This is a genomic window from Pseudomonas sp. 15A4, from assembly GCF_016925575.1.
Taxonomy (GTDB): Bacteria; Pseudomonadota; Gammaproteobacteria; order Pseudomonadales; family Pseudomonadaceae; genus Aquipseudomonas.
Window position 1 is genome coordinate 2,177,411 of the sequence record NZ_CP068986.1, and the last position, 19,217, is coordinate 2,196,627.

The window sequence follows — 19,217 nt, forward strand, 5'->3', positions numbered from 1 at the left end:
CATGCGCAAAGATCCCTATGACGACGTCGATGACGTCCCGAGCCTCAGCGCCAAAGACGATGACGATGATTTTCTGCCGCCGCCGGGTGCCCGCGAGCGCACGACGGTGTACTCGCGCGACACGCCAGTGGTGAAGGTGAAGGCGCCCGGCACCGGCGCGTTGTGGGCGCTGATCTGCGTGCTGTTTATCGCTTTTTGCGGCCTGGGCTGGTGGAGTTTTCAGCAAGTGTCGTTGATGGAGCAGCAGCTGGTTGCAACGCAGGAAAGCTTTGCGAGGATCAGTGAGGAGGCGGCGGGGCGCTTGCAGGATATTTCCGGGAAGGTGGTCGCCACCGAGTCGATGGCGAGCAGCAGCGAGGCGTTGAAGGCGCAGATCAAGCAGTTGCAGGATCAGTTGGCGGATCAGAGCAAGCAGCAGCAGGGTGTGGCGGGTTTGCAGGGCGGGCTGGACAAGCGGCTGGAGCAGATCAGTACGCAGAGCGCGCAGCAGCAGGCAACCAACCAGCAGTTGCAGGACCAGCTCAAGGCCGTGACGACGGAGCTGGCAGCGTTGAAAGCGGCGGTGCCGGATGGCAAGTCGATTCAGACTGAGCAGGAGCGGCTGGAGACGCAACTGAAGGGTTTGAATGCAGATGTGGCGAATCTGAAGAAAGCGAACGGCAGTCAGGCGATCGAGCAGCTTGAGCAGGATATGGTGGTGGTGAAGAGCGAGTTGGAAAATCGTCCGGCGGCGGCTGCTTCGTCAGGGGCGAGTCTGCAGGAGTTCGATGCGTTTCGTGCGCAGATGACGCGGACGATCAATACGTTGCAGAGTCAGATTCAGACGTTGTCGCAACAGATCAACGCTCGACCTTGAAGCACCCCTCCCGACGACGGCGCCTGTTGTGATGTTGTCGGGGGGACTGACACAAAGTGAAGTCGAGGAGTGATGTTTAACTCCAACCTGTAGGCTATTTCCGATTTTGATATTTTTTAGGATTTTGAATGGCGTTTATTTTTATTTGAATTATGGTTTTGTTCAGTAACTCGCAAGACAGTGAAGCGCTTCAATGACGAAGCTCTTTTGAAGAACGATACAACTCCAACGGGGTGTTTCGTTACAGCAATCAAGGATGACTCAAATGAATGGATTCAAGACTAAACACGGCCAAGGCCGCTCGATCGGTAAAAGCATCGTCAGCGGTGCGGGCCTTGCCCGAAGTGCTGCAAAGCCGCCCAGCATCAAACCCGGCATCAAGCCTCCGGTGACGAAGCCGCCGGTCATCAAGCCGCCTGTTACAAAGCCTCCGATCGTCAAGCCACCCGTTACAAAGCCACCGGTTATCAAACCACCTGTGACAACTCCGCCCTCAATTAAACCGCCGGTCATCCGACCGCCTGTTGTAAAGCCAGTGAAACCACCACAGTCGGCGGTTAAACCCCGTCCGCCGAAGCCTGTCACTGCGGGACCGGTCAAGCCACCCGCATCGTTGGTGCTGCCGCCCAAGCCGCTGATCCCGCCTCGTCTGGCTGAAGTGCTGTCGGTGGTTGATACGATTACCGGTGTCATTTCGTTGTTGTATCCGTTGGGTACCTATCTGCTGCCAAGCGGAGACAGACAGTTGCCGGACGGCCGCGTAGCCGACGCCGGAGGCGAGTACGTCACGGATGCCGATGGCAACGTCCAATATCTGGACGGGACCATTATGTACGCAGACGGGGCGATCAAGTTTCCGGACGGCACCTACCAATATACCGACGGCAGTTATATGTACCCTGATGGCACCGTTGGTTATCCGGACGGTACCTGGCGGTTCCCGGATGGCACTGTGACGGATTCGGAAGGCAATGTGTTGGCTACTGATTATCCGGAGCTATAAGTTAAAACGTTAGTTGCTAAAAAAGCCCCGGCTCTTTCGAGTCGGGGCTTTTTTACTATCGTTGTATTACTTTATGAGCGGTGCGCTTACAGCGTTGGGTAATCCAGATAACCCTCAGCGCCTTTGGCATAGAAAGTCTCTGGATGCGGCTCGTTCAGCGGAGCATCCTTGGCCAGACGCGCCGGCAGGTCAGGGTTGGCAATGAACGGCACGCCAAACGCCACTGCATCTGCCTTGCCGCTCGCCAGCCACTCGTTGGCGCTTTCTTTGGTGAACTTCTCGTTGGCGATGAACACGCCGCCGAAGGCTTCTTTCAGGCGCGGGCCGAGGCTGTCGTCGAGTTCGCGTTCGCGGGCGCAGATGAAGGCGATGCCGCGTTTGCCGAGTTCGCTGGCGACGTAGGTGAAGGTCTCGGCCAGGTTGGCGTCGCCCATGTCGTGGGCATCAGCGCGGGGTGCCAGGTGTACGCCGACACGGCCAGCGCCCCAGACTTCAACGGCGGCGTCGGTCACTTCCAACAGCAGACGTGCGCGATTTTCCAGCGAGCCGCCGTAGGCATCGGTGCGGGTGTTGGTGCTGGTTTGCAGGAACTGGTCGAGCAGGTAACCGTTGGCGCCGTGGATCTCTACGCCGTCAAAGCCGGCGGCCTTGGCGTTCTCTGCACCGGCACGGTAGGCGTCGACGATTTCTTCGATTTCCGCCAGTTCCAGCGCGCGCGGGTGACGTAGTCAGACAGCGGACGGACCAGGCTCACGTGGCCTTTTGGCTGGATGGCGCTCGGCGCGACGGGAGTTTCGCCGTTCAGGTAAGTCGGGTGGGAAACGCGACCCACGTGCCACAGTTGCAGCACGATCTTGCCCCCGCCGCGTGCACGGCTTTGGTGACGTTGGCCCAGCCGCGTACTTGGTCGTTGGACCAGATGCCCGGGGTGTCAGGGTAGCCAACGCCCATTGGCATGACCGAAGTGGCTTCGCTGATGATCAGGCCGGCCGAGGCGCGTTGAACGTAATACTCCGCCATCATCGCGTTGGGCACGCGGCCTTCGTCGGCGCGGCAGCGGGTCAGCGGCGCCATGACGATACGGTTGGCCAGTTCCAGGTCACCCATCTTGATCGGGTCAAAAATCGTGGTCATCGTGAAATCCTTAGTGCAATCGGTAAAAGGTGGATCCGCAGGTTTCAAATTCGGGGAATCAGTTCGTCACAGGGGCCATTTCGACATCGCTGCGCTGACGGAAATTGATCAGCGTGACCAGCAGGGCCAGCACCGCCAGTACGCCGGCGGCCAGCGGCACGGTGGTCAGGCCGAAGCCATGGGCGATGACGCTGCCGCCGACCCATGCGCCCAGCGCGTTGCCGACGTTGAAGGCGCCGATGTTCAGGGTCGACACCAGATTGGGCGCGGCCTTGCCGAAGGTCACCACGTTGATCTGCAGGGCAGGCACGGCGGCAAACGCGGCGGTGGCCCAGAGGAACAGGGTGATTTCAGCCGGGATCAACGCCGTGCTGGTCCAGCTCAGGACCGTTGAGATCACCGCCATGGCAATGAACACGCCGATGAGCGTGGCGGCGAGTCGACGGTCTGCCAGCTTGCCGCCGATGATGTTGCCCAGCGTCAGGCCGAGGCCAATGAGCATCAGCGTCCAGGTCACCCCGAGCGGCGAAACACCCGTGACTTCGCCCAGCAATGGGGCGACGTAGGTGAACAGCGCGAACACGGAGGCGGCGAACAGCGCGGTCATGCTCAGCGACAGCCAGATACCTACGCCTTTGAGCGCAGCCAGTTCGGCACGCATGTCGAGTTTTTCCTCATCGCGTTTGCTCGGCAGGAAGCGAATCAAGCCAATGAACGCGATGACGCCGATCACCGTGACCGCGAAGAAGGTCGAGCGCCAGCCGGCCTGTTGTCCCAGCGCGGTGCCCAGTGGCACGCCGAGGACGTTCGCCAGGGTGAGGCCGGTGAACATCAGCGCGACGGCCGATGCCCGGCGATTGGCCGGAACCAGGCCGGCCGCCACCACCGAACCGATGCCGAAGAATGCGCCGTGGCACAGCGCGGTGACCACGCGGGCGAACATCAGGATGTTGTAATCCGCCGCCAGCGCGCAGAGCAGGTTGCCGATGATAAAAATCCCCATCAGCGTGACCAGTGCACCTTTGCGCGGCAGCTTCGCGGTGGCCATTGCCATGAACGGCGCGCCGATCGCGACCCCTAGGGCGTAACCGGTGACCAGCCAGCCGGCGCCGGGGATGCTGACGCCCAGGTCGCGTGCGACGTCGGGGAGCAGGCCCATGATGACGAACTCGGTCGTCCCGATGGCGAAGGCGCTCAGGGCCAGAATGAGTAGTGAAAGGGGCACGTTGCGTCTCCTGAAAGGCGGGTGTGTAGCGCAGGGCTCAGAGCCGCTGCGCCAGTTGCTGCACGAACGCCTGAATGACGTCTTCGTTGCGCTTGAAAAAATGCCACTGGCCGTGTTTTTGGCTAGTGATCAACCCGGCGCGCTGAAGCGTTGCCAGATGAGCCGAAACGGTCGACTGCGACAATCCCGCGCGCTGATCGATCTGGCCGGCACAGACGCCGCCATCAATGGTGTGACGCTGATCGGGGAAGGTCGCAAGCGGGTCTTTGAGCCAGTCCAGAATCTGCCGGCGAACCGGGTGGGCGAGGGCTTTGATGATGTCGTCAATGTCGATGTCAGTGGGCATGTCGTTCTCAGTGCAGGTGCGCTGTATCGAGATGGGGCGAACCTTATATCTATAAATCGCGATATACAAATATGATTAGGTGCTTAGCAGAGGCCGAATCGTTATATCGGGTTATAACGATATGAGCCTGGCCTGATCTCCGGGTGTAGCCTCCACCGGCATTCCTGCTTTACAGGCGCAGGAAATGTGGCGACTGTACGAGCGTCATTGCGAATGAGTTCCCGCACAGTCGGCGGCATCAGGCGCAGAAAAAAGGCTCGCAGCAATAGGCAACAAGCATGAATTACCTCGCACACCTGCACCTCGGCGGGCAGGCGCCGGCGCAATTGCTGGGCAGCCTGTACGGCGACTTCGTCAAAGGGCTGCTGCCCGGCCGTTTCCCGGCGGACATCGAAAGCGCGATTCGTCTGCATCGGCGTATTGACGCCTTCACCGATTCTCACCCGCTGACCAAGCAAGCACTGGGGCGCTTCCCCGATGGCCGTCGGCGCTATGCTGGCATCGCACTGGATGTGTTTTTCGACCATTGCCTGGCGCGTGACTGGCACGTCTATTCCGACGAGCCGCTGGATACCTTCACCGCACGGGTCTACCGCGTGCTGGCGGAAGAGCCCGCATTGCCGGAGCGTCTGGCGCTGATTGCGCCGCGCATGGCAGCGCAGGACTGGTTGGGTTCGTACCGGGAATTTTCGGTGGTGGGCGATGCGCTGGCCGGCATCTCGCGGCGCTTGTCACGGCCTGAAGGGCTGGCCGGGGTTTATCAGGAGTTGCACGCGCTGTATCGACCGCTGAGTGACGACTTCAGCGCGTTTTACCCTGAGCTTCAGGCGTTTGCTCAAGCGGCTTTGGCGGCGGAACGTACGATCGCCGGTTGAACTACCTCGCCGAACAACGCGACCTGCACCGCCTGCTGGGCTTCGAACGCCAGCGCTGCGCGTTCTTTCCCCTGGGAAGCGATGGGCGAGAGCAGCTGGATGTGCACCTCACTCACCTCATTGGCGAAAAGCCGACGCAGGTGCGAGAGCAGGTCGTCGTCGCCAATGAAGGGCGCGATCTGATCCGGCTGGCCCTCACGCACATATTGAATGGCAACAGGCTGCACCGGCACGCCGGTTTCGATTGCGCTCGACAGCAGGCGGCCATGGAAAGTGCGCAAGCTGCGGCCATCGGTGGTGGTGCCCTCGGGGAAGATCACCAGCGAATGCCTGCCAATCAAGTGCTGGCCCATCTGCTTCTGAATCAGCTTGCTGTCTCCCGAGCCCCTGCGGATGAACAGTGTCCCGGCTTTCAACGCCAGCCAGCCCGCCACCGGCCAAGTGCGCACTTCGGCTTTCGACAGAAAGGACAGCGGCGCCAGCATTCCCAGCAGCGGGATGTCGGTCCACGACACATGATTGCTCACCCACAACATTGGCTCGCTCGGCAGCTTGCCGCTGACCTTCACGCGGAACGGCAGCGCGGCACTCAGGCGCGCCATGAACCAGGCGGTCCAGCGCTGGCGACGGGCCATGGAGTTGCCGATGCGCAGGCGTTCCATCAGGGCAAAGGTGCCGGCAATGCTCAGGCCCAGCGCAATGACCCAAAGTACCCGCACCACGCGCGCATGACTGCGCCACGTGCTCATCACACCGCTGCCTTGAAGTGGCGAGCGTAGCGTGGGCACAAGTCGTCGCGCTTGAGCAGGATGAAGACATCGGCGACCTGGAAGTCTTCGTCCCAGCACGGTTCGCCGCAGATCTTCGCGCCTAGGCGCATGTAGGCCTTGAGCAGCGGCGGCATCTCGCAGATTACGTTGTTGGGCAGGTCCAGCGTCGGCAGAGGATTCTTCGGCTCGGCGCGCAGGTGCTCGGTGCACAGATAACGCTCGCGCAGGCGTTGCATGATCGCGTGTGCCTGAATACCGCCGTCCTGCATCGGAATGCTCGCGCAACCCATCAGGTAGCTGTAGCCGCCTTCGTTGAGAATCTCGGCCAGTTCGCTCCACAGCACGGCGATGGTGCCGCCGTTGCGATAGGCCGGGTCGACGCAGGTCCGACCCAGTTCCAGAATCGGGCCCTGCAGGTGGCGCAGGCCGTGCAGGCTGAATTCTTCTTCGCTGTAGAAGTTGCCCAGGGTGTTGGCGGCTTTGTGATCCAGCAAACGGGTGGTGGCGACCAGACGACCGCTGCTCAGGTCGCGCACGCCGATGTGCATGCAGTGAACGTCGTAATCATCGATATCCAGGCCCAGCTCGGCGCCCTTGAGCCTGGCGTTGAACTCGCCGCTGAACACACTGAAGCGCAACGCCTGTGCTTCCTGCAGGGCCTTATCACCGATCAGGCGTTCTGCCTGCAGGCGACGTTCGGTTCGGGTGTCTCGAATGCTGGCGATCTGAGTCATGCGGCGTCTCCGTAATCCCGCCTTCGTCCAGGCGAGTCGACTGATTGTTCGAGCATTGCTGTCCGAATTCAGGCTAGGGAGGGGCCGTGTCACGACCATTAAGCTTTGGTGATGGTTGCGTGACAGGGGTTTGGGTTCCCGGCGCTGTCATAGTTGACTGCTAGGGTTGATCTCATCCGAGCCCGAGCCCCCTCCATGACCCGCTTGCTTTTCACCCTCGCGCTGTTGCTCATCAGCTGTTCAATCGCCGCTGAAACCTGGCCCGCGCCGGAGTGGTCCCAGCGCCTGCTCATTCGAAAAGACGCTGTATCCGCCCTTGAGTCCTACGCCTTCCCGACCCGTGACGAAACCACCCGCCAAGGTGTGCGCACGGACGCGCTGCTGATCATTCACGACGGCGAAGTGGTGTATGAACGTTATGGCGGCGTGACCCGAGCCGACACCCCGCACCTGACCTGGTCGATCAGCAAAAGCATTTTGGCGAGCGTGCTGGGCGTCGCTTTTGCTGAAGGCCGTTTCAAACTTGAAGACCCCGTCGCCAGGTTCTACCCGCCATTCAGTACGCATCCCGATATCAAACTTCAGGACCTTCTGCACTGGGCTTCAGGGCTGGACTGGCAGGAGGATTACGAATACGCGCCGCTCAACTCGTCGGTCGTCGCGATGCTCTACACCCGAGGCCGCGGGGACATGGCGCGGTACACCGCCAAGCACCGCGTCGCCAGTGCGCCGGGCACCTCATACCGCTATTCCAGTGGCGACAGCACCGTCCTCGCCGCCGCCCTTAAAAGCATGGTCGGTGACAGCGCTTACGCCAATTACCCGTGGACCGCCTTGTTCGACCCGCTGGGCATCACCAGCGCCACATGGGAGCGCGACGCTGCCGGCACTTTTGTCGGGTCGTCCTACGCGTACATGACGGCCCGCGATCTGGCGCGCATCGGCCTTTTGATGGAACGCGGCGGGCGCTGGCAGGACCGCCAGTTGCTGCCCAGGGCCTGGGTTGATTACAACCTGACGCCGTTCAAATCCCTGACGCCGACCCCAACCGATGAAGCCCCCGGCGGTCACTGGTGGCTGAACAAGACCGCCGATGGCAAGCCCGGTCCGTGGCGCGACGCACCTCCCGACACCTTTGCCGCCCTCGGCCATTGGGGGCAAGCGCTGTACGTAATCCCCAGCGCGAAGCTGGTGATCGTTCGTTTCGCCGACGATCGCGACGGCGGCTATGACCACAACCAGTTGCTCAAGCTGGCACTGAAGGCCGTGGCCGGGGAGGGTGATCAATGAACGCTCGTGAAGCATTCATCCGACGCCGCCCGTTCAGCAGTCTCGGCATATTGCTTCTGTTAATACTTGCCGGCCTGATCTGGAACTGGCGCGTTCAGGTGCAGGTGTTCCCCGACATCATCAGCGCCTACACCGCCAAGGAATACTGCTCGTGCCGCTTCGTCATGAATAACCCGGCAGACTATTGCCGCAGCTACGTGAAGCAGTGGCTGCCGAGTACGCTTGACGAAGACGCCCTGAACAAGCGCATCACCGCGACAGGGCTGGGCCGCGAAAGCGAAGCCCGCTGGGAAGGTCCACGCCAGGGCTGCCGGTTGTCATCGCCGGTGCCGTAGAACGTTGAAGTTTGCCTGCGGTCAGACAGCCGGATAGGGTTGCGTATCGCACCCTCTGGAGTCTGCATGTCCATTCGCATTCCATCCTCGCTGGCCCGCCCGGCAAGCGCTGCTCAAACCTGCCTGCTGACCGCCATGGCGAGCCGCCCATGAGGGGCGCGATTTTCCCGTGGCGTGAAGAAAACCAGTTCAACCTGCTGATCGACGGCCCTGCGTTTTTTCCGCGCATGGTCGCCGCGATCGAAGGCGCGCAGCAGCAGATCGAGCTCGAGCTGTATCTGGTCGAAGCCGGCGCCTGTGCCGAAGCGATCGTGCAGGCGCTGGTGAGTGCGGCGAGCCGCGGGGTCATCGTGCGGTGTCTGTTCGATGGGTTCGGCTCGGCGGCTTTCACCATCGGCTTGCGCAAGCGCCTGACCGATTCGGGCGTGATCCTGCGTTTCTATAACCGGGTGCATTGGCGACGCGGCTTTCGAAACCTCTACCGCGACCATCGCAAATTACTGCTGGTCGACAAAGAGCTGGCGGTAGTGGGCGGGACGGGGGTCACCGATGAATTCTGGCGCCCGGACCTGAACAGCAGCGAGTGGCATGAGGTGATGGTCGAGATTCGCGGCCCGCTGGTAATCGACTGGCAAGCGCTGTTTGACCGCCAGTTCCACGCCAACCCTCGGCGGCGAGCGTGGCGGCCCGCGGAAAACTTCGGTCTGCCGCGCTTGCCCAAGGCGCCGGTCGGTGGGGATGGACTGGGGCGCGTGGCCTACGCCGATTCCCGTCAGCATCGGGATATCGTGCAGTCTCTGGTGCGCGCGCTGAACACCAGCAAGACGCGCATCTGGCTGGCGACGCCGTATTTTCTGCCGACCTGGAAAGTCCGCCGCGCGTTGCGTCGTGCGGCCTCTCGGGGCGTCGACGTGCGCTTGTTGCTGACCGGGCCGCGCACCGATCACCCCTCCGTTCGCTACGCCGGCCACCGGTACTACCCGCGCTTGCTCAAGGCCGGGGTGAAAATCTTCGAATACCAGCCGTGCTTCCTGCACCTGAAAATGGTCCTGATCGACGACTGGGTCAGTGTGGGCTCCTGCAACTTCGATCACTGGAACCTGCGCTTCAACCTGGAAGCCAACCTCGAAGCGATCGACCCCGCGCTTACCTTGGCTGTCGCCAGCAGCTTTGAACAAGACTTCACCGTCAGCAACCTGGTCAGCCTCGACGACTGGAAAGCCCGGCCGCTGTGGCGCCGCGTGCAACAGCGCGTTTGGGGCTGGGTGGATCGACTGGTCGTCAACGCGCTGGATCGGCGGGGCTAGGAAAATCCAGGCGCGCTTTCTTTTACCGATGGAATGTCAGGAAGTTTCCTATCGGTCTGGCTGATTTGACGCCGCTTCTGCCGTATTTCAGCGTGTGGACCTGCAACAGGTGTTTGCCGTCAGGGTCCAGCACCCCAAGCGTTGACGAATCGCCACCGTCGAGATTCCAGGATGAGGCGGCGGGTAGGCCTTCTTCATTTTTAGGGTTCAGGTTGTCCAGTCGAGCCATGACGGTCGCCCATTCAAGCATCGTGAAACCAGGCTCATCGGTTTTTTCAGGAAAGGTGCCTCGGCCCTGGTTAAGCGCGATAGCCAGACGAGTTCTGGCTGTGTTGTTTTCTGCGAGGCTGATCGCTGAGCGCGCATTGGGGTCGCTGGCATGACCTAAGGCGCCCACGTGGCCCGTTTCTTCGCCATAGATGTGTTTTTCATCAAGGCTATCTCTGCGAGAAAACTGCATGACGCCTCTTGTTGTCAGTTTGGGGGCCACATGAATGAATGAACCGTCTCCCATCTGCAGTTTTGAATAAGCTGACCTGTAGTCTTCAGGCGGGTCGATATAAGGTTTTTGAAGGCCGTCGATGACGTTCCCTCCAACTGAGGCGTATTCCAGGTTTGGAGGTTGGGGGGATGGAAATGGTAAAGGTCCTGATATGGGTTGCCTGGCTCCCATATTGAAATATCCACCGTTTACGTAGGCCGTCGGCATCGAGCCGCTGGCGGTTTTGATTGCATCACCTGTGGCTCTACTCAGCGGTATTGCCGCATCGCCTCCTGATACCTTTCCCTTAAGACTGCTGCTCAGAGACAGGTAGGTGAGTTCGCGTGGCGCTGCCGCTTCGCGATCAAGCTCAATGCCGACTTTTGCGAATACAGCGTTGTCACCTGTAATCGATACGCCGATAACTCCTTTAGTCAGCGTTTTAACGTTAATGGGCGATTCAAGAATGGGCGATTTAAGTCTCCTGTATTGACGCTGGATCACGACTGCGGCCTGAGTTACGTCCATACCCACCAGCCCGTTGGTATCGAACTTACTCACGGGCGAGTTGCTGACGAAGCAGTAAAGATTCAGCCCATCGGCACTGCCTTGCGGATCTGGGTTTATCCAACGCTGTAACCACGGTGCGTAATAACGCATGCCGTAGTAATAGAGCCCTGTGGCATCGCGCTCTTTGCCGCTGTAGCGAACGGTTCGGTATTTGGCTTCAATGGCGCTACGCGCGGTCCACCAGGCGGTGCCGCCGAACGGGTAATAACCTTCCCGGGTAATGACGCCACCCTGATCGTCCAGCTCCAGCGTGCTGGAGCCCAGATGATCACTCAACTCATAACGCACCTGATTGTCATCGATCCCATCGGGCTTGTTGGCCGTCCAGTGCAAAATCCGTACGCTGCTGCCTCCTGCCTGAACCGTTGCCACTTCCAAAATCTCACCACCCGGCTGGTTGCGGATTTCCAGCCCATCGAGGTAGCGGACCTCCGACACCAGCGTTCGGCCACTTGCTTGCGCCTTGGTGATCTTGCGCAAGCGCTGGCCCCCGCTGTCATAAATATAGTGTTCGTCATCGTTTGCTCCGGCCTCCCGGCGCACGGTCGTGACCAACCGCAGCTGGTTGCGCACGTCCCATTCCAGGGGCTGGCCGCGAACCAATTCCTGCAGATTGCCATTTGAGTCGAATCCGGATGCAAAGTCCGCGTCGGTTTCATCGTGGGGGAGGCTGCGGTTGCTGTCGGGTGCCACGTCCATTTTGCGCGTGAAGGCTTGCCCACCCGCATGATGCATTTCCAGCAGGTTGCCCCCTGCGTCGTAGCGGTAAGTCTGGGAGTAATTGGCCAGGTTATTAGGGTCCGGAATCGGGATGATCGCGTCGGGCAATGCGGGGCCGTGACTGGCGCCGGTCGAGACCTCACGCCCACTGGCTTCTATCAGTTGATAAAGAGTGTTGTAACGGTAGTGACTGACGGGCTCAATCTTCTGGTTGTTAGCAAAACGGGTCGGCTGGCTGGCGTCCTCAGCGTGAACGACATTGCCCGCTGGATCGTATTGATAGTTCAAGTCCGACAGCAGCGTGCCATTGGCTTTTTTAGCGGTCATTCGAGCTGTACGTCCACTTGCCGGCTCGTAGGTGATTTCGCGGATGACCCCGTTACCGAAAGTTTGCGCCAAGACCTGGCCGCTGGCGCTGTAAGCGATTGCGCTGACCAGGCGCTGAGGCGCCGATGTGCCTGCCAGTTCTATCCGGGATTCCTGAAGCTGACCGCTGACGCCATAGGATGATGTGCGCCGATTGCCCGCCGGGTCTGTCTGTTGGACGGCCTCCGCCAGCGCATCGACAACGGCCGAGCTGAAATACCCTTCGCCGGCTTCGAGCAGCAGATCGCGTTCAATGACGCTTTCTGGCCAGTCCGGTAATTGCAGGCTGAGCAGCAGTCGCCGATTTGTCAGCAGTAAGCCGCCCGCCAACCCGAACTCACACCCCAGCACTGTGCCTGCCGGATCGTCATGACGTATCAGTTGACCGCATTGATTGTGGTGCGCCGATTCCGTCGAACTGTCGCCATAGGTGAAGCGTTCGACAATTGCAGGCTCGCCATCCGCCGGTTTTTCAGTGAATGACGCGGGACGAAACATCGGGTCGTAATCGACGTGAACACTGCTTCCTCTGGCGTCCCAACTGTCCAGTAACTGGCCGGCAGCTCCGCTCAGTGTCAGCTTCCAGCCCGCGTCGACGCTCTGCTGCAGAAGTGCTACTCCGGACAGCGAGTGAATGGTAGTGGTGTTGAGCGGCGATCCCGTGCCCGCGAAGCGCGGATCCTGATCGGCAACGTGCCGACCCGCTTCATCCCAGCGATGTCGCGTGATGCGTGGCTCGGCGACCTCCCCTTCGACTGCTCGGCAATAGGCGATATGCCGCACCAACAAGGCACGCGGGTCGACGACCTGTAATTGTGGGGTTTTACTGTGCAGGTTCATGGAGGCGACCTCCTTTCTACGGGTGAGTTGCAGGCGCTAATTGAGTCAGCATCGAATCGCTGTACCCCCTTGAGCCTGGTTCGTGGCGCATCATCCATGTCTGCGGCCGCCGGGCCGGCTGGCGGTCAACCAGGCCTGAGCATTCGACTCAGGCCTGCTACTACAGATCTGAAAATCCGATGTTGCTGACGTTTCGGGCTGCACGGATGGCGAGCATCTCCTCTTCTGTATCGTTCTCGTCCTCGCTGATGCTGTACCAGGTCAGATAAGTCTGGCGTCGCATGAAATCAGCCGCTGTGTAGGTCACGGTCGGGCGCCCAAGCGGGTCGTAATGTTGCTTGTCGCAGTAACCGTAGTCTCGGATGGACTGGTCGTTTACGTAGCGGTGCGTGTTGGCGAAGTAGGGTCTATAAATCCGGATCGGCAGGCCCTTGGTGTTGTATTCCACCCGTTCGCTGACCCGCCAGCGAGGTGAGGCGGGTACAACAACCGGCCCGACTTTCCTCTCTTTCTCGTTTCCGGTAACGGGATCAACTGTGGGTTTGCTTTTCGCGACTTCCAGATTTCCAGTGTCGGGATCGACCTTATAGGCGTCACCGTCCTCCACCCGTTGGCGGGTTTGCAGAACGCGACCGAAGCCGTCGTAGGACACCAGTGATAGACGAATCTGCCGTTCCGGGTCATCCGGATATCGGTCAGCTACCAGCGTGGCGGTGTGCACAGGTTGATGCTGTGAAGACCGGTCCATCCAGCTGAAAGCGTCGTAGCAGTGATAAGTGGCGCGCCGGCCCAGGGTTAGAGGCGCCGAAGCGATAGCTTCGCCAGGTGTTACCGGATAAGGCAGTGTTCCGATGGGGTCAAACCCCACCTTGACGCCCAGCTCGGTGCCATAAAAGCTGGTGGCACGCAGTTGACCAAAGGCGTCGTAGGCCGCCTCCTGAGTGTTTTGGTTCGGGTCGACGAGGCGGACAGGCTGCAAGGTCCGATACTCATAGATGGCTGTGGTTTTACAACCTGTCGGGTCCGTCATGCTCGTAACGAGCATCCAATAGGCGTCGTACTCCACAGTGCTCCAGCCATGACTGTTCGTCGGCTTGAACGCTGTGACATGGTAAAAAGCCGCCGCTGGGGCGTAAGTATTGAAGCCGCGTCTGACCGACCACAGGTTCAGCCCGTCATCGGGTAGAAAACTCGGCATCCGTTCATATTTGAGCGCGACCAGGCGCTCGATCAGTTCCTCGGGCGCCATTACGCGTTCGTAAGCGCTCAGTGCGTGATCATCCAGCTCGGCCAGTTCGACGGCATCGGGAAGCGCCACGAACGTGGCCTCTTTTCCTGTGCAGTCTACGTAGCGCTGCAAGGAGAGTGCAGTCAGCGTGCGCGGCAGCCCGTTGAATTTGCCTGAGGGATCGATGAAGGCCTCGTAACTGATGTCCTCCACCGAGAACGCAGTAGCGGGGGCGAGCATGGCGTTGCTCCGCTGCCGGTAAGGCAGGCCCAATCGCCAACCTTGTGGTGCCTCAAGATGAATCGGCTCAACACGCTGCTCCTGAAAATAAAAGGTCTGTTGGGCATCATCATGGGAGGCCTGCCACCAGGTCTGCTGGTACTCGTCGTCGAAGGGAGCGTCGTCGCCGAATGTCTTGCGCCGGGCGCAGTTGACCGAGGCGACGTGTATCAGTGTGCCGAACGTGTCCCAGGCCAGGCTCACTGATCGATCGCACTGCGGATCGTCCGCTTGGCGTTCGTATCGATAACTGATTGACTCAAGCGCCAGCGGCAGCATGCGCGCATACGGCTGGAACGGGCTGAGCGGTGCCAGTTGCCTGACCAGGTAGCGCGAGCTTTGCACCGAATACGGCACTGATTGCGTGGCGGCGCCGTCGATGCCGAATACCTCAACGCGCAACACGCTGCCAGCCAGCGCGCGGGCCATCTCCCGGCCGGTGGCGTCATCGATCTTGTCGATGATTCTGTCGACTGATCCATCGAACTCGGTCAGCAAGTGAGCACCGAGCATCTGCGCGTCGGGATCGCTTGTGTTGTAGTCGTCAGGTTCACGTTGCGGGTAGCGGCCGGTATGAAACCAGGTCTTGGTCATGACAGGCGCGGTGAAACCCTCATTTTTGTCCGGAGCGGCGGGCGCGTCGGTGTCGGTTCGGATCAACAAGCCGAAACCGCGGAATTCTCGCTCGCTACCCTCGTAAAAGCCTTGGCGGTACCGGAATTTCTGGGTCAAAAGGTTTTGCGTGATCTCGTCGAACTGGGTCTGCCTGACCACCACATGCACTGGAAACGGCAGCTCGGGTACTGGCGCTTCGGCGCATGCGAGCAGCTCGTGTTTTTCGTCCAGCCACTCCTGCGCGGAACTGCGGTAAAACACTTCGCTGAGCGCGCCCATGTTATTGATGCTGCGCTGCAGCAAATAGGGTTTGAGATAAGGCTTCAATGGCGCCGTGCGTTCCTGAATAGTCGAAGCACCAGTGGCGCGGCTTCATGTGCGGTGTGGTCAGTACCAAGCTAGAGCAGCCCAAGCCCCGAAGATCCGTCATGCTGACCTGACAGAACCGGTCGTAGCGCACGCCGTCCGGCCAGTTTTGCACGTGGGCTTCATTCAGCCCATTGCCCCCGCGGTTCATGAAAATGCTGAAATGATCGGGCTCCAGATACAAAAGGTCGGCGGCCCCGGAGCCGTCCATGTCGGCCAGTCTGATTCTCCCCGCATCAAACGCTGCATGGCTGAAGGGCAGGGCGGCGAACAGTTTGACGCTGCCGAAACGCCCGGCGCCCAGATTGGGCCAGAACCAGACGCCGTCGTGCCGGATACGAATCAGATGCTGTTGCCCGGTGCCCAGAATGTCGCAGAAGGCCACCAGCTCATCAGGGCTGTTGCTCAGCAGCGGAAGACTGTCGTCATCGTGCGGGACATCGATTCCGGGGCCGAAACCGCCAGCCCGTTTGTTGGCATAGAGACGCACGCTGCGTGGGCCGATCAATGCCAGATCACTCAGACCTCCGCCGATCAGGTCAGCCAATTGCCCTTGCGGGTGAAAAAATTCGGGAGGAAAGGCGCCGAACGTCGCGAACCTGGACCAACTGCGATCAGGGTTCAGGGTGAAAAATCCCGCCATGCCCGGCTGTGCCACCAACCAATCCAGCCGACCGTCGCCGGTGAGATCGACAAGGGATTGGCGGACAGGTTTTGTAGCGTCGGCTGCGGGGATGTCCTGCAGCCATTGCCAGGGGCCGTATTGGATGGCGTCCGGGTCTTCCGATGTTTCGTCCCGCAACGGCTCACGGTAGTACCAGGCCTTGTCCTGTTGATACAGCACGCCGGGGAGGCCGTCGCCATACAAGTCCACGAGCTGATAGTGCTGACCGTCATTCAAGCCCGGTAGGTCATCGAACGGATGGAAGCCGCCGATGCTGACGTCGAACTCGCCCCACTCGAATACGACCGGAGGGCGCGGCTGCAGGTAATCCTTGTTCGCATCAAGAGGATCAGCTGCCACCCCTTGCAAATGAGCTTCTCGCAGCATGTTGTAGCCCAAGCCCAGCGTCTGATATTTCAGCAGCAGGCGGGTGATCAGCCGTGGTTCCTCGCCCAGCCCCTCGTCGGGGAAGTGGTGAAACATCAATACCTGCTGGCACAGACGCAGGTTGCCCAGCTCGAAACCGTACGCAAAGCTTGAGTGCGGATCGGAACGCACCGGCCAGGCGTGCTCGTCGGCATAGGCTGGAATCCCTGCCGCGTCTGTATTGCGCTCGCCGTAATCAAACAGCAGGTCGAAATGCCAGTTGAGGCTCTCCAGCTGCTCCGGCTTCCACAGATACAGATCCGGCGATTGCGCTTTATTGCCATAGCGCACACGCCATAGGTAGCACTGGGCAATGTAGTCCCGCGGCGAATCATCAGCCAGGCCCACTTCGTCTTCGGCCTTGTACTCGTAAAGGATGTGCTCGCCCAGCGCATTCATCGTTTCTTCCAGCAACCACTCGGCAACGTGGTCGGGATTAGCCGGGTCGGTACGGCGCGATCCGGGGTTCTTGCCGTAAAAAGCCAGGCTGCCATCGGCGCCATGAATCAGCCAGAAACCTGGGTCGCCAAGATCAATGCGCCAGTGTTCAATGCGATCAAACGCGCCTTCGACCCGGGCGAAATAACGGATGACCTGATACGTCTCGTCCAGCTCCAGTTCGAGATACTTGCTGACGGTCTCGAACACCAGCGAGCCATCGTCGGAACGCTCAGGCAGCCAGACTTCGCCGCTCGGGCCAAGGATTACATCGTCATCGGTGTAAGTCGGCACGCCTTTGCTGGCGCGCCGGGCCACGCAGCCAACGTTAAGTCCCCAGCCCATGCCAAACAGACCATTGCCCGCGGTGCTCTGGTAACCCAAAGCTAACGCAGGCGCATAACCCCGGCCCGCTGTAATGGGCAATGAGATACCAAATGACGCCGAACCACTGACGCCCACCGCGCCCCAGCCCTTGCCGATGCTCTGAATCGCGCCGCCGCCCTTGGGCAAGGATGGTGCTGAAATGCCGGGTTGTTGCGCCTGGGTCTCCATGACAGTGATCTCCCTGAGAACAGTGACTCAGCGTTTCACTGCGACATCGTCCTGTCACCTGTCATAAATATCAGTAGAGGCCTCATTCACTGGATTTGTCAGGCAAATCAATTGCCTCGCATCGTTCGTCGGGTTAGACCGAATTGCGATAGTCATTAACGCCATTGCTGATAAGAGGCTCGCACTGACGCTGGTGGACGAGCAAAAATAAACCCGGCCAATGCCGGGTTTATTCATGCAACGCAGCTGTTACTGCACTTCCACCGCCAGGCTTTCACTGATCTTCTTCTGCCAGATGGCGGGACCTGTGATGTGCACCGATTCGCCTTTGCTGTCGACCGCAACCGTCACCGGCATGTCCTTGACCTCGAACTCGTAGATCGCTTCCATGCCCAGTTCCGGGAACGCCAGCACTTGCGACTTCTTGATCGCCTGGGCGACAAGGTAAGCAGCGCCGCCGACGGCCATCAGGTAAACCGCTTTGTTGTCCTTGATCGCTTCGATGGCGGTCGGGCCGCGCTCGGATTTACCGATCATGCCCAACAGGCCGGTCTGCTCGAGGATCTGGCGGGTGAACTTGTCCATACGCGTTGCGGTGGTCGGACCGGCCGGGCCCACCACTTCGTCACCGACCGGATCGACCGGTCCGACGTAATAGATGAAGCGACCCTTGAGGTCCACGGGCAGGGTTTCGCCCTTGTTCAGCATCTCGACCATGCGCTTGTGCGCCGCGTCGCGACCGGTGAGCATCTTGCCGTTGAGCAGGACGGTTTCGCCCGGCTTCCAGCTCTGCACGTCTTCAGGCGTCAGCGTGTCGAGGTTGACGCGGCGCGCCGACGGACCGGCTTCCCAGACGATCTCCGGGTAAGCGTCCAATGGCGGTGCTTCCAGGGAAGCCGGGCCGGAGCCGTCGAGCACGAAGTGGGCGTGACGGGTGGCGGCGCAATTGGGGATCATGCACACCGGCAAGGACGCTGCGTGGGTCGGGTAATCCATGATCTTGACGTCGAGCACGGTGGTCAGACCGCCGAGGCCCTGGGCGCCGATGCCCAGCTGGTTGACCTTCTCGAACAGCTCCAGCCGCATTTCTTCCAGACGGTTCGACGGGCCGCGCGCCTTGAGCTCGTGGATGTCGATGGATTCCATCAGGACTTCCTTGGCCATCACCGCAGCTTTCTCGGCGGTACCGCCGATGCCGATGCCGAGCATGCCCGGTGGGCACCAGCCCGCGCCCATGGTCGGCACGGTTTTCAGCACCCAGTCGACGATCGAGTCGGATGGGTTGAGCATCGCCATCTTCGACTTGTTTTCCGAACCGCCGCCCTTGGCCGCCACGTCCACTTCCACGGTGTTGCCCGGGACGATGGAGTAGTGGATGACCGCCGGTGTGTTGTCTTTGGTGTTCTTGCGGGCGCCGGCCGGATCGGCGAGGATCGAGGCGCGCAAGACGTTTTCCGGCAGGTTGTAGGCGCGACGCACGCCTTCGTTGATCATGTCGTCCAGGCCCATGGTGGCGCCATCCCAGCGCACGTCCATGCCGACGCGGACGAACACGGTGACGATGCCGGTGTCCTGGCAGATCGGCCGATGACCGGTGGCACACATGCGCGAATTGATCAGAATCTGGGCCATGGAGTCGCGTGCGGCGGGCGACTCTTCACGCAGGTAGGCCTCGTGCATGGCTTGAATGAAGTCAACGGGGTGGTAATAAGAAATGAACTGCAAGGCGTCGGCGACACTCTGGATCAGGTCATCTTGCTTGATCACGGTCATGGGGCGCGCTCCTCTGATTGG

14 protein-coding genes and 1 pseudogene are annotated in these 19,217 nt (G+C 60.4%); 6 read left to right on the forward strand and 9 right to left on the reverse strand.

The window, feature by feature from the left end:
• The first annotated feature begins 1 nt into the window (after position 1).
• Complete coding sequence (locus tag JN403_RS09820) at positions 2-856, forward strand: ATPase (protein ID WP_172609541.1); 855 nt, start codon at positions 2-4, stop codon at positions 854-856.
• Between the two features lie 265 nt (positions 857-1,121).
• On the forward strand, positions 1,122-1,859 hold the full coding sequence (locus JN403_RS09825) for a hypothetical protein (protein WP_205486846.1): 738 nt from the start codon (positions 1,122-1,124) through the stop codon (positions 1,857-1,859).
• 86 nt (positions 1,860-1,945) lie between these two features.
• On the opposite strand, the pseudogene JN403_RS09830 reads toward JN403_RS09825, so the two are convergent.
• The 3 genes and pseudogenes from JN403_RS09830 to JN403_RS09840 all read right to left on the reverse strand — a co-directional run bounded on the left by JN403_RS09830 (position 1,946) and on the right by JN403_RS09840 (position 4,564).
• Positions 1,946-2,993, reverse strand: a pseudogene (locus tag JN403_RS09830) (alkene reductase).
• A gap of 58 nt (positions 2,994-3,051) precedes the next feature.
• Positions 3,052-4,218, reverse strand: coding sequence for an MFS transporter (locus JN403_RS09835; RefSeq protein WP_205486847.1), 1,167 nt, complete (start codon positions 4,216-4,218; stop codon positions 3,052-3,054).
• 37 nt (positions 4,219-4,255) lie between these two features.
• Positions 4,256-4,564 (reverse strand): metalloregulator ArsR/SmtB family transcription factor, encoded by a 309-nt coding sequence (locus JN403_RS09840; protein WP_205486848.1) that lies wholly within the window; start codon positions 4,562-4,564, stop codon positions 4,256-4,258.
• 278 nt (positions 4,565-4,842) lie between these two features.
• Here JN403_RS09840 and JN403_RS09845 point away from each other — a divergent pair, with 278 nt between their 5' ends.
• Positions 4,843-5,439 (forward strand): ACP phosphodiesterase, encoded by a 597-nt coding sequence (locus tag JN403_RS09845; RefSeq protein WP_205486849.1) that lies wholly within the window; start codon positions 4,843-4,845, stop codon positions 5,437-5,439.
• On the opposite strand, the gene JN403_RS09850 is transcribed toward JN403_RS09845, so the two are convergent.
• Both JN403_RS09850 and olsB read right to left on the reverse strand, forming a co-directional pair.
• Positions 5,400-6,188, reverse strand: coding sequence for a lysophospholipid acyltransferase family protein (locus tag JN403_RS09850; protein ID WP_205486850.1), 789 nt, complete (start codon positions 6,186-6,188; stop codon positions 5,400-5,402). The genes JN403_RS09845 and JN403_RS09850 overlap by 40 nt on opposite strands.
• A complete protein-coding gene (gene olsB / locus JN403_RS09855; protein WP_122535978.1) occupies positions 6,188-6,943 on the reverse strand; it encodes an L-ornithine N(alpha)-acyltransferase in 756 nt (251 codons plus the stop codon). The genes JN403_RS09850 and olsB overlap by 1 nt, the downstream gene beginning before the upstream one ends.
• A gap of 195 nt (positions 6,944-7,138) precedes the next feature.
• Between olsB and JN403_RS09860 the strand changes: the two genes are divergently transcribed.
• The 3 genes from JN403_RS09860 to JN403_RS09870 all read left to right on the forward strand — a co-directional run bounded on the left by JN403_RS09860 (position 7,139) and on the right by JN403_RS09870 (position 9,875).
• Positions 7,139-8,233 (forward strand): serine hydrolase, encoded by a 1,095-nt coding sequence (locus JN403_RS09860; protein WP_205486851.1) that lies wholly within the window; start codon positions 7,139-7,141, stop codon positions 8,231-8,233.
• Entirely contained in the window at positions 8,230-8,568 is a 339-nt protein-coding gene (locus JN403_RS09865; RefSeq protein ID WP_205486852.1) for an amidase, read from the forward strand. Before JN403_RS09860 ends, JN403_RS09865 begins: the two co-directional genes overlap by 4 nt.
• Positions 8,569-8,717: 149 nt before the next feature.
• The gene (locus JN403_RS09870) at positions 8,718-9,875 is read left to right on the forward strand and encodes a phosphatidylserine/phosphatidylglycerophosphate/cardiolipin synthase family protein (protein WP_205486853.1); all 1,158 of its coding nucleotides are present in this window, start codon (positions 8,718-8,720) and stop codon (positions 9,873-9,875) included.
• A 22-nt stretch (positions 9,876-9,897) separates the two neighbouring features.
• Here JN403_RS09870 and JN403_RS09875 read toward each other — a convergent pair whose 3' ends face one another.
• The 4 genes from JN403_RS09875 to JN403_RS09885 form a co-directional block, all read right to left on the reverse strand.
• Entirely contained in the window at positions 9,898-12,852 is a 2,955-nt protein-coding gene (locus tag JN403_RS09875) for an RHS repeat-associated core domain-containing protein (RefSeq protein ID WP_205486854.1), read from the reverse strand.
• A 160-nt stretch (positions 12,853-13,012) separates the two neighbouring features.
• Positions 13,013-15,301 (reverse strand): toxin TcdB middle/C-terminal domain-containing protein, encoded by a 2,289-nt coding sequence (locus JN403_RS25875; RefSeq protein ID WP_345945840.1) that lies wholly within the window; start codon positions 15,299-15,301, stop codon positions 13,013-13,015.
• Positions 15,255-17,423 (reverse strand): SpvB/TcaC N-terminal domain-containing protein, encoded by a 2,169-nt coding sequence (locus JN403_RS25880; protein ID WP_345945841.1) that lies wholly within the window; start codon positions 17,421-17,423, stop codon positions 15,255-15,257. Before JN403_RS25880 ends, JN403_RS25875 begins: the two co-directional genes overlap by 47 nt.
• Positions 17,424-17,672: 249 nt before the next feature.
• A complete protein-coding gene (locus JN403_RS09885) occupies positions 17,673-19,196 on the reverse strand; it encodes a fumarate hydratase (protein WP_081567934.1) in 1,524 nt (507 codons plus the stop codon).
• Between the last annotated feature and the right edge of the window lie 21 nt (positions 19,197-19,217).

Coding starts and splice junctions, on each gene's coding strand:
- JN403_RS09820 (WP_172609541.1), top strand. CDS start 2: ATGCGCAAAGATCCCTATGACGACGTCGATGACGTCCCGAGCCTCAGC.
- JN403_RS09825 (WP_205486846.1), top strand. CDS start 1,122: ATGAATGGATTCAAGACTAAACACGGCCAAGGCCGCTCGATCGGTAAA.
- JN403_RS09840 (WP_205486848.1), bottom strand. CDS start 4,564: ATGCCCACTGACATCGACATTGACGACATCATCAAAGCCCTCGCCCAC.
- JN403_RS09845 (WP_205486849.1), top strand. CDS start 4,843: ATGAATTACCTCGCACACCTGCACCTCGGCGGGCAGGCGCCGGCGCAA.
- JN403_RS09850 (WP_205486850.1), bottom strand. CDS start 6,188: ATGAGCACGTGGCGCAGTCATGCGCGCGTGGTGCGGGTACTTTGGGTC.
- olsB (WP_122535978.1), bottom strand. CDS start 6,943: ATGACTCAGATCGCCAGCATTCGAGACACCCGAACCGAACGTCGCCTG.
- JN403_RS09860 (WP_205486851.1), top strand. CDS start 7,139: ATGACCCGCTTGCTTTTCACCCTCGCGCTGTTGCTCATCAGCTGTTCA.
- JN403_RS09865 (WP_205486852.1), top strand. CDS start 8,230: ATGAACGCTCGTGAAGCATTCATCCGACGCCGCCCGTTCAGCAGTCTC.
- JN403_RS09870 (WP_205486853.1), top strand. CDS start 8,718: ATGAGGGGCGCGATTTTCCCGTGGCGTGAAGAAAACCAGTTCAACCTG.
- JN403_RS09875 (WP_205486854.1), bottom strand. CDS start 12,852: ATGAACCTGCACAGTAAAACCCCACAATTACAGGTCGTCGACCCGCGT.
- JN403_RS25880 (WP_345945841.1), bottom strand. CDS start 17,423: ATGGAGACCCAGGCGCAACAACCCGGCATTTCAGCACCATCCTTGCCC.
- JN403_RS09885 (WP_081567934.1), bottom strand. CDS start 19,196: ATGACCGTGATCAAGCAAGATGACCTGATCCAGAGTGTCGCCGACGCC.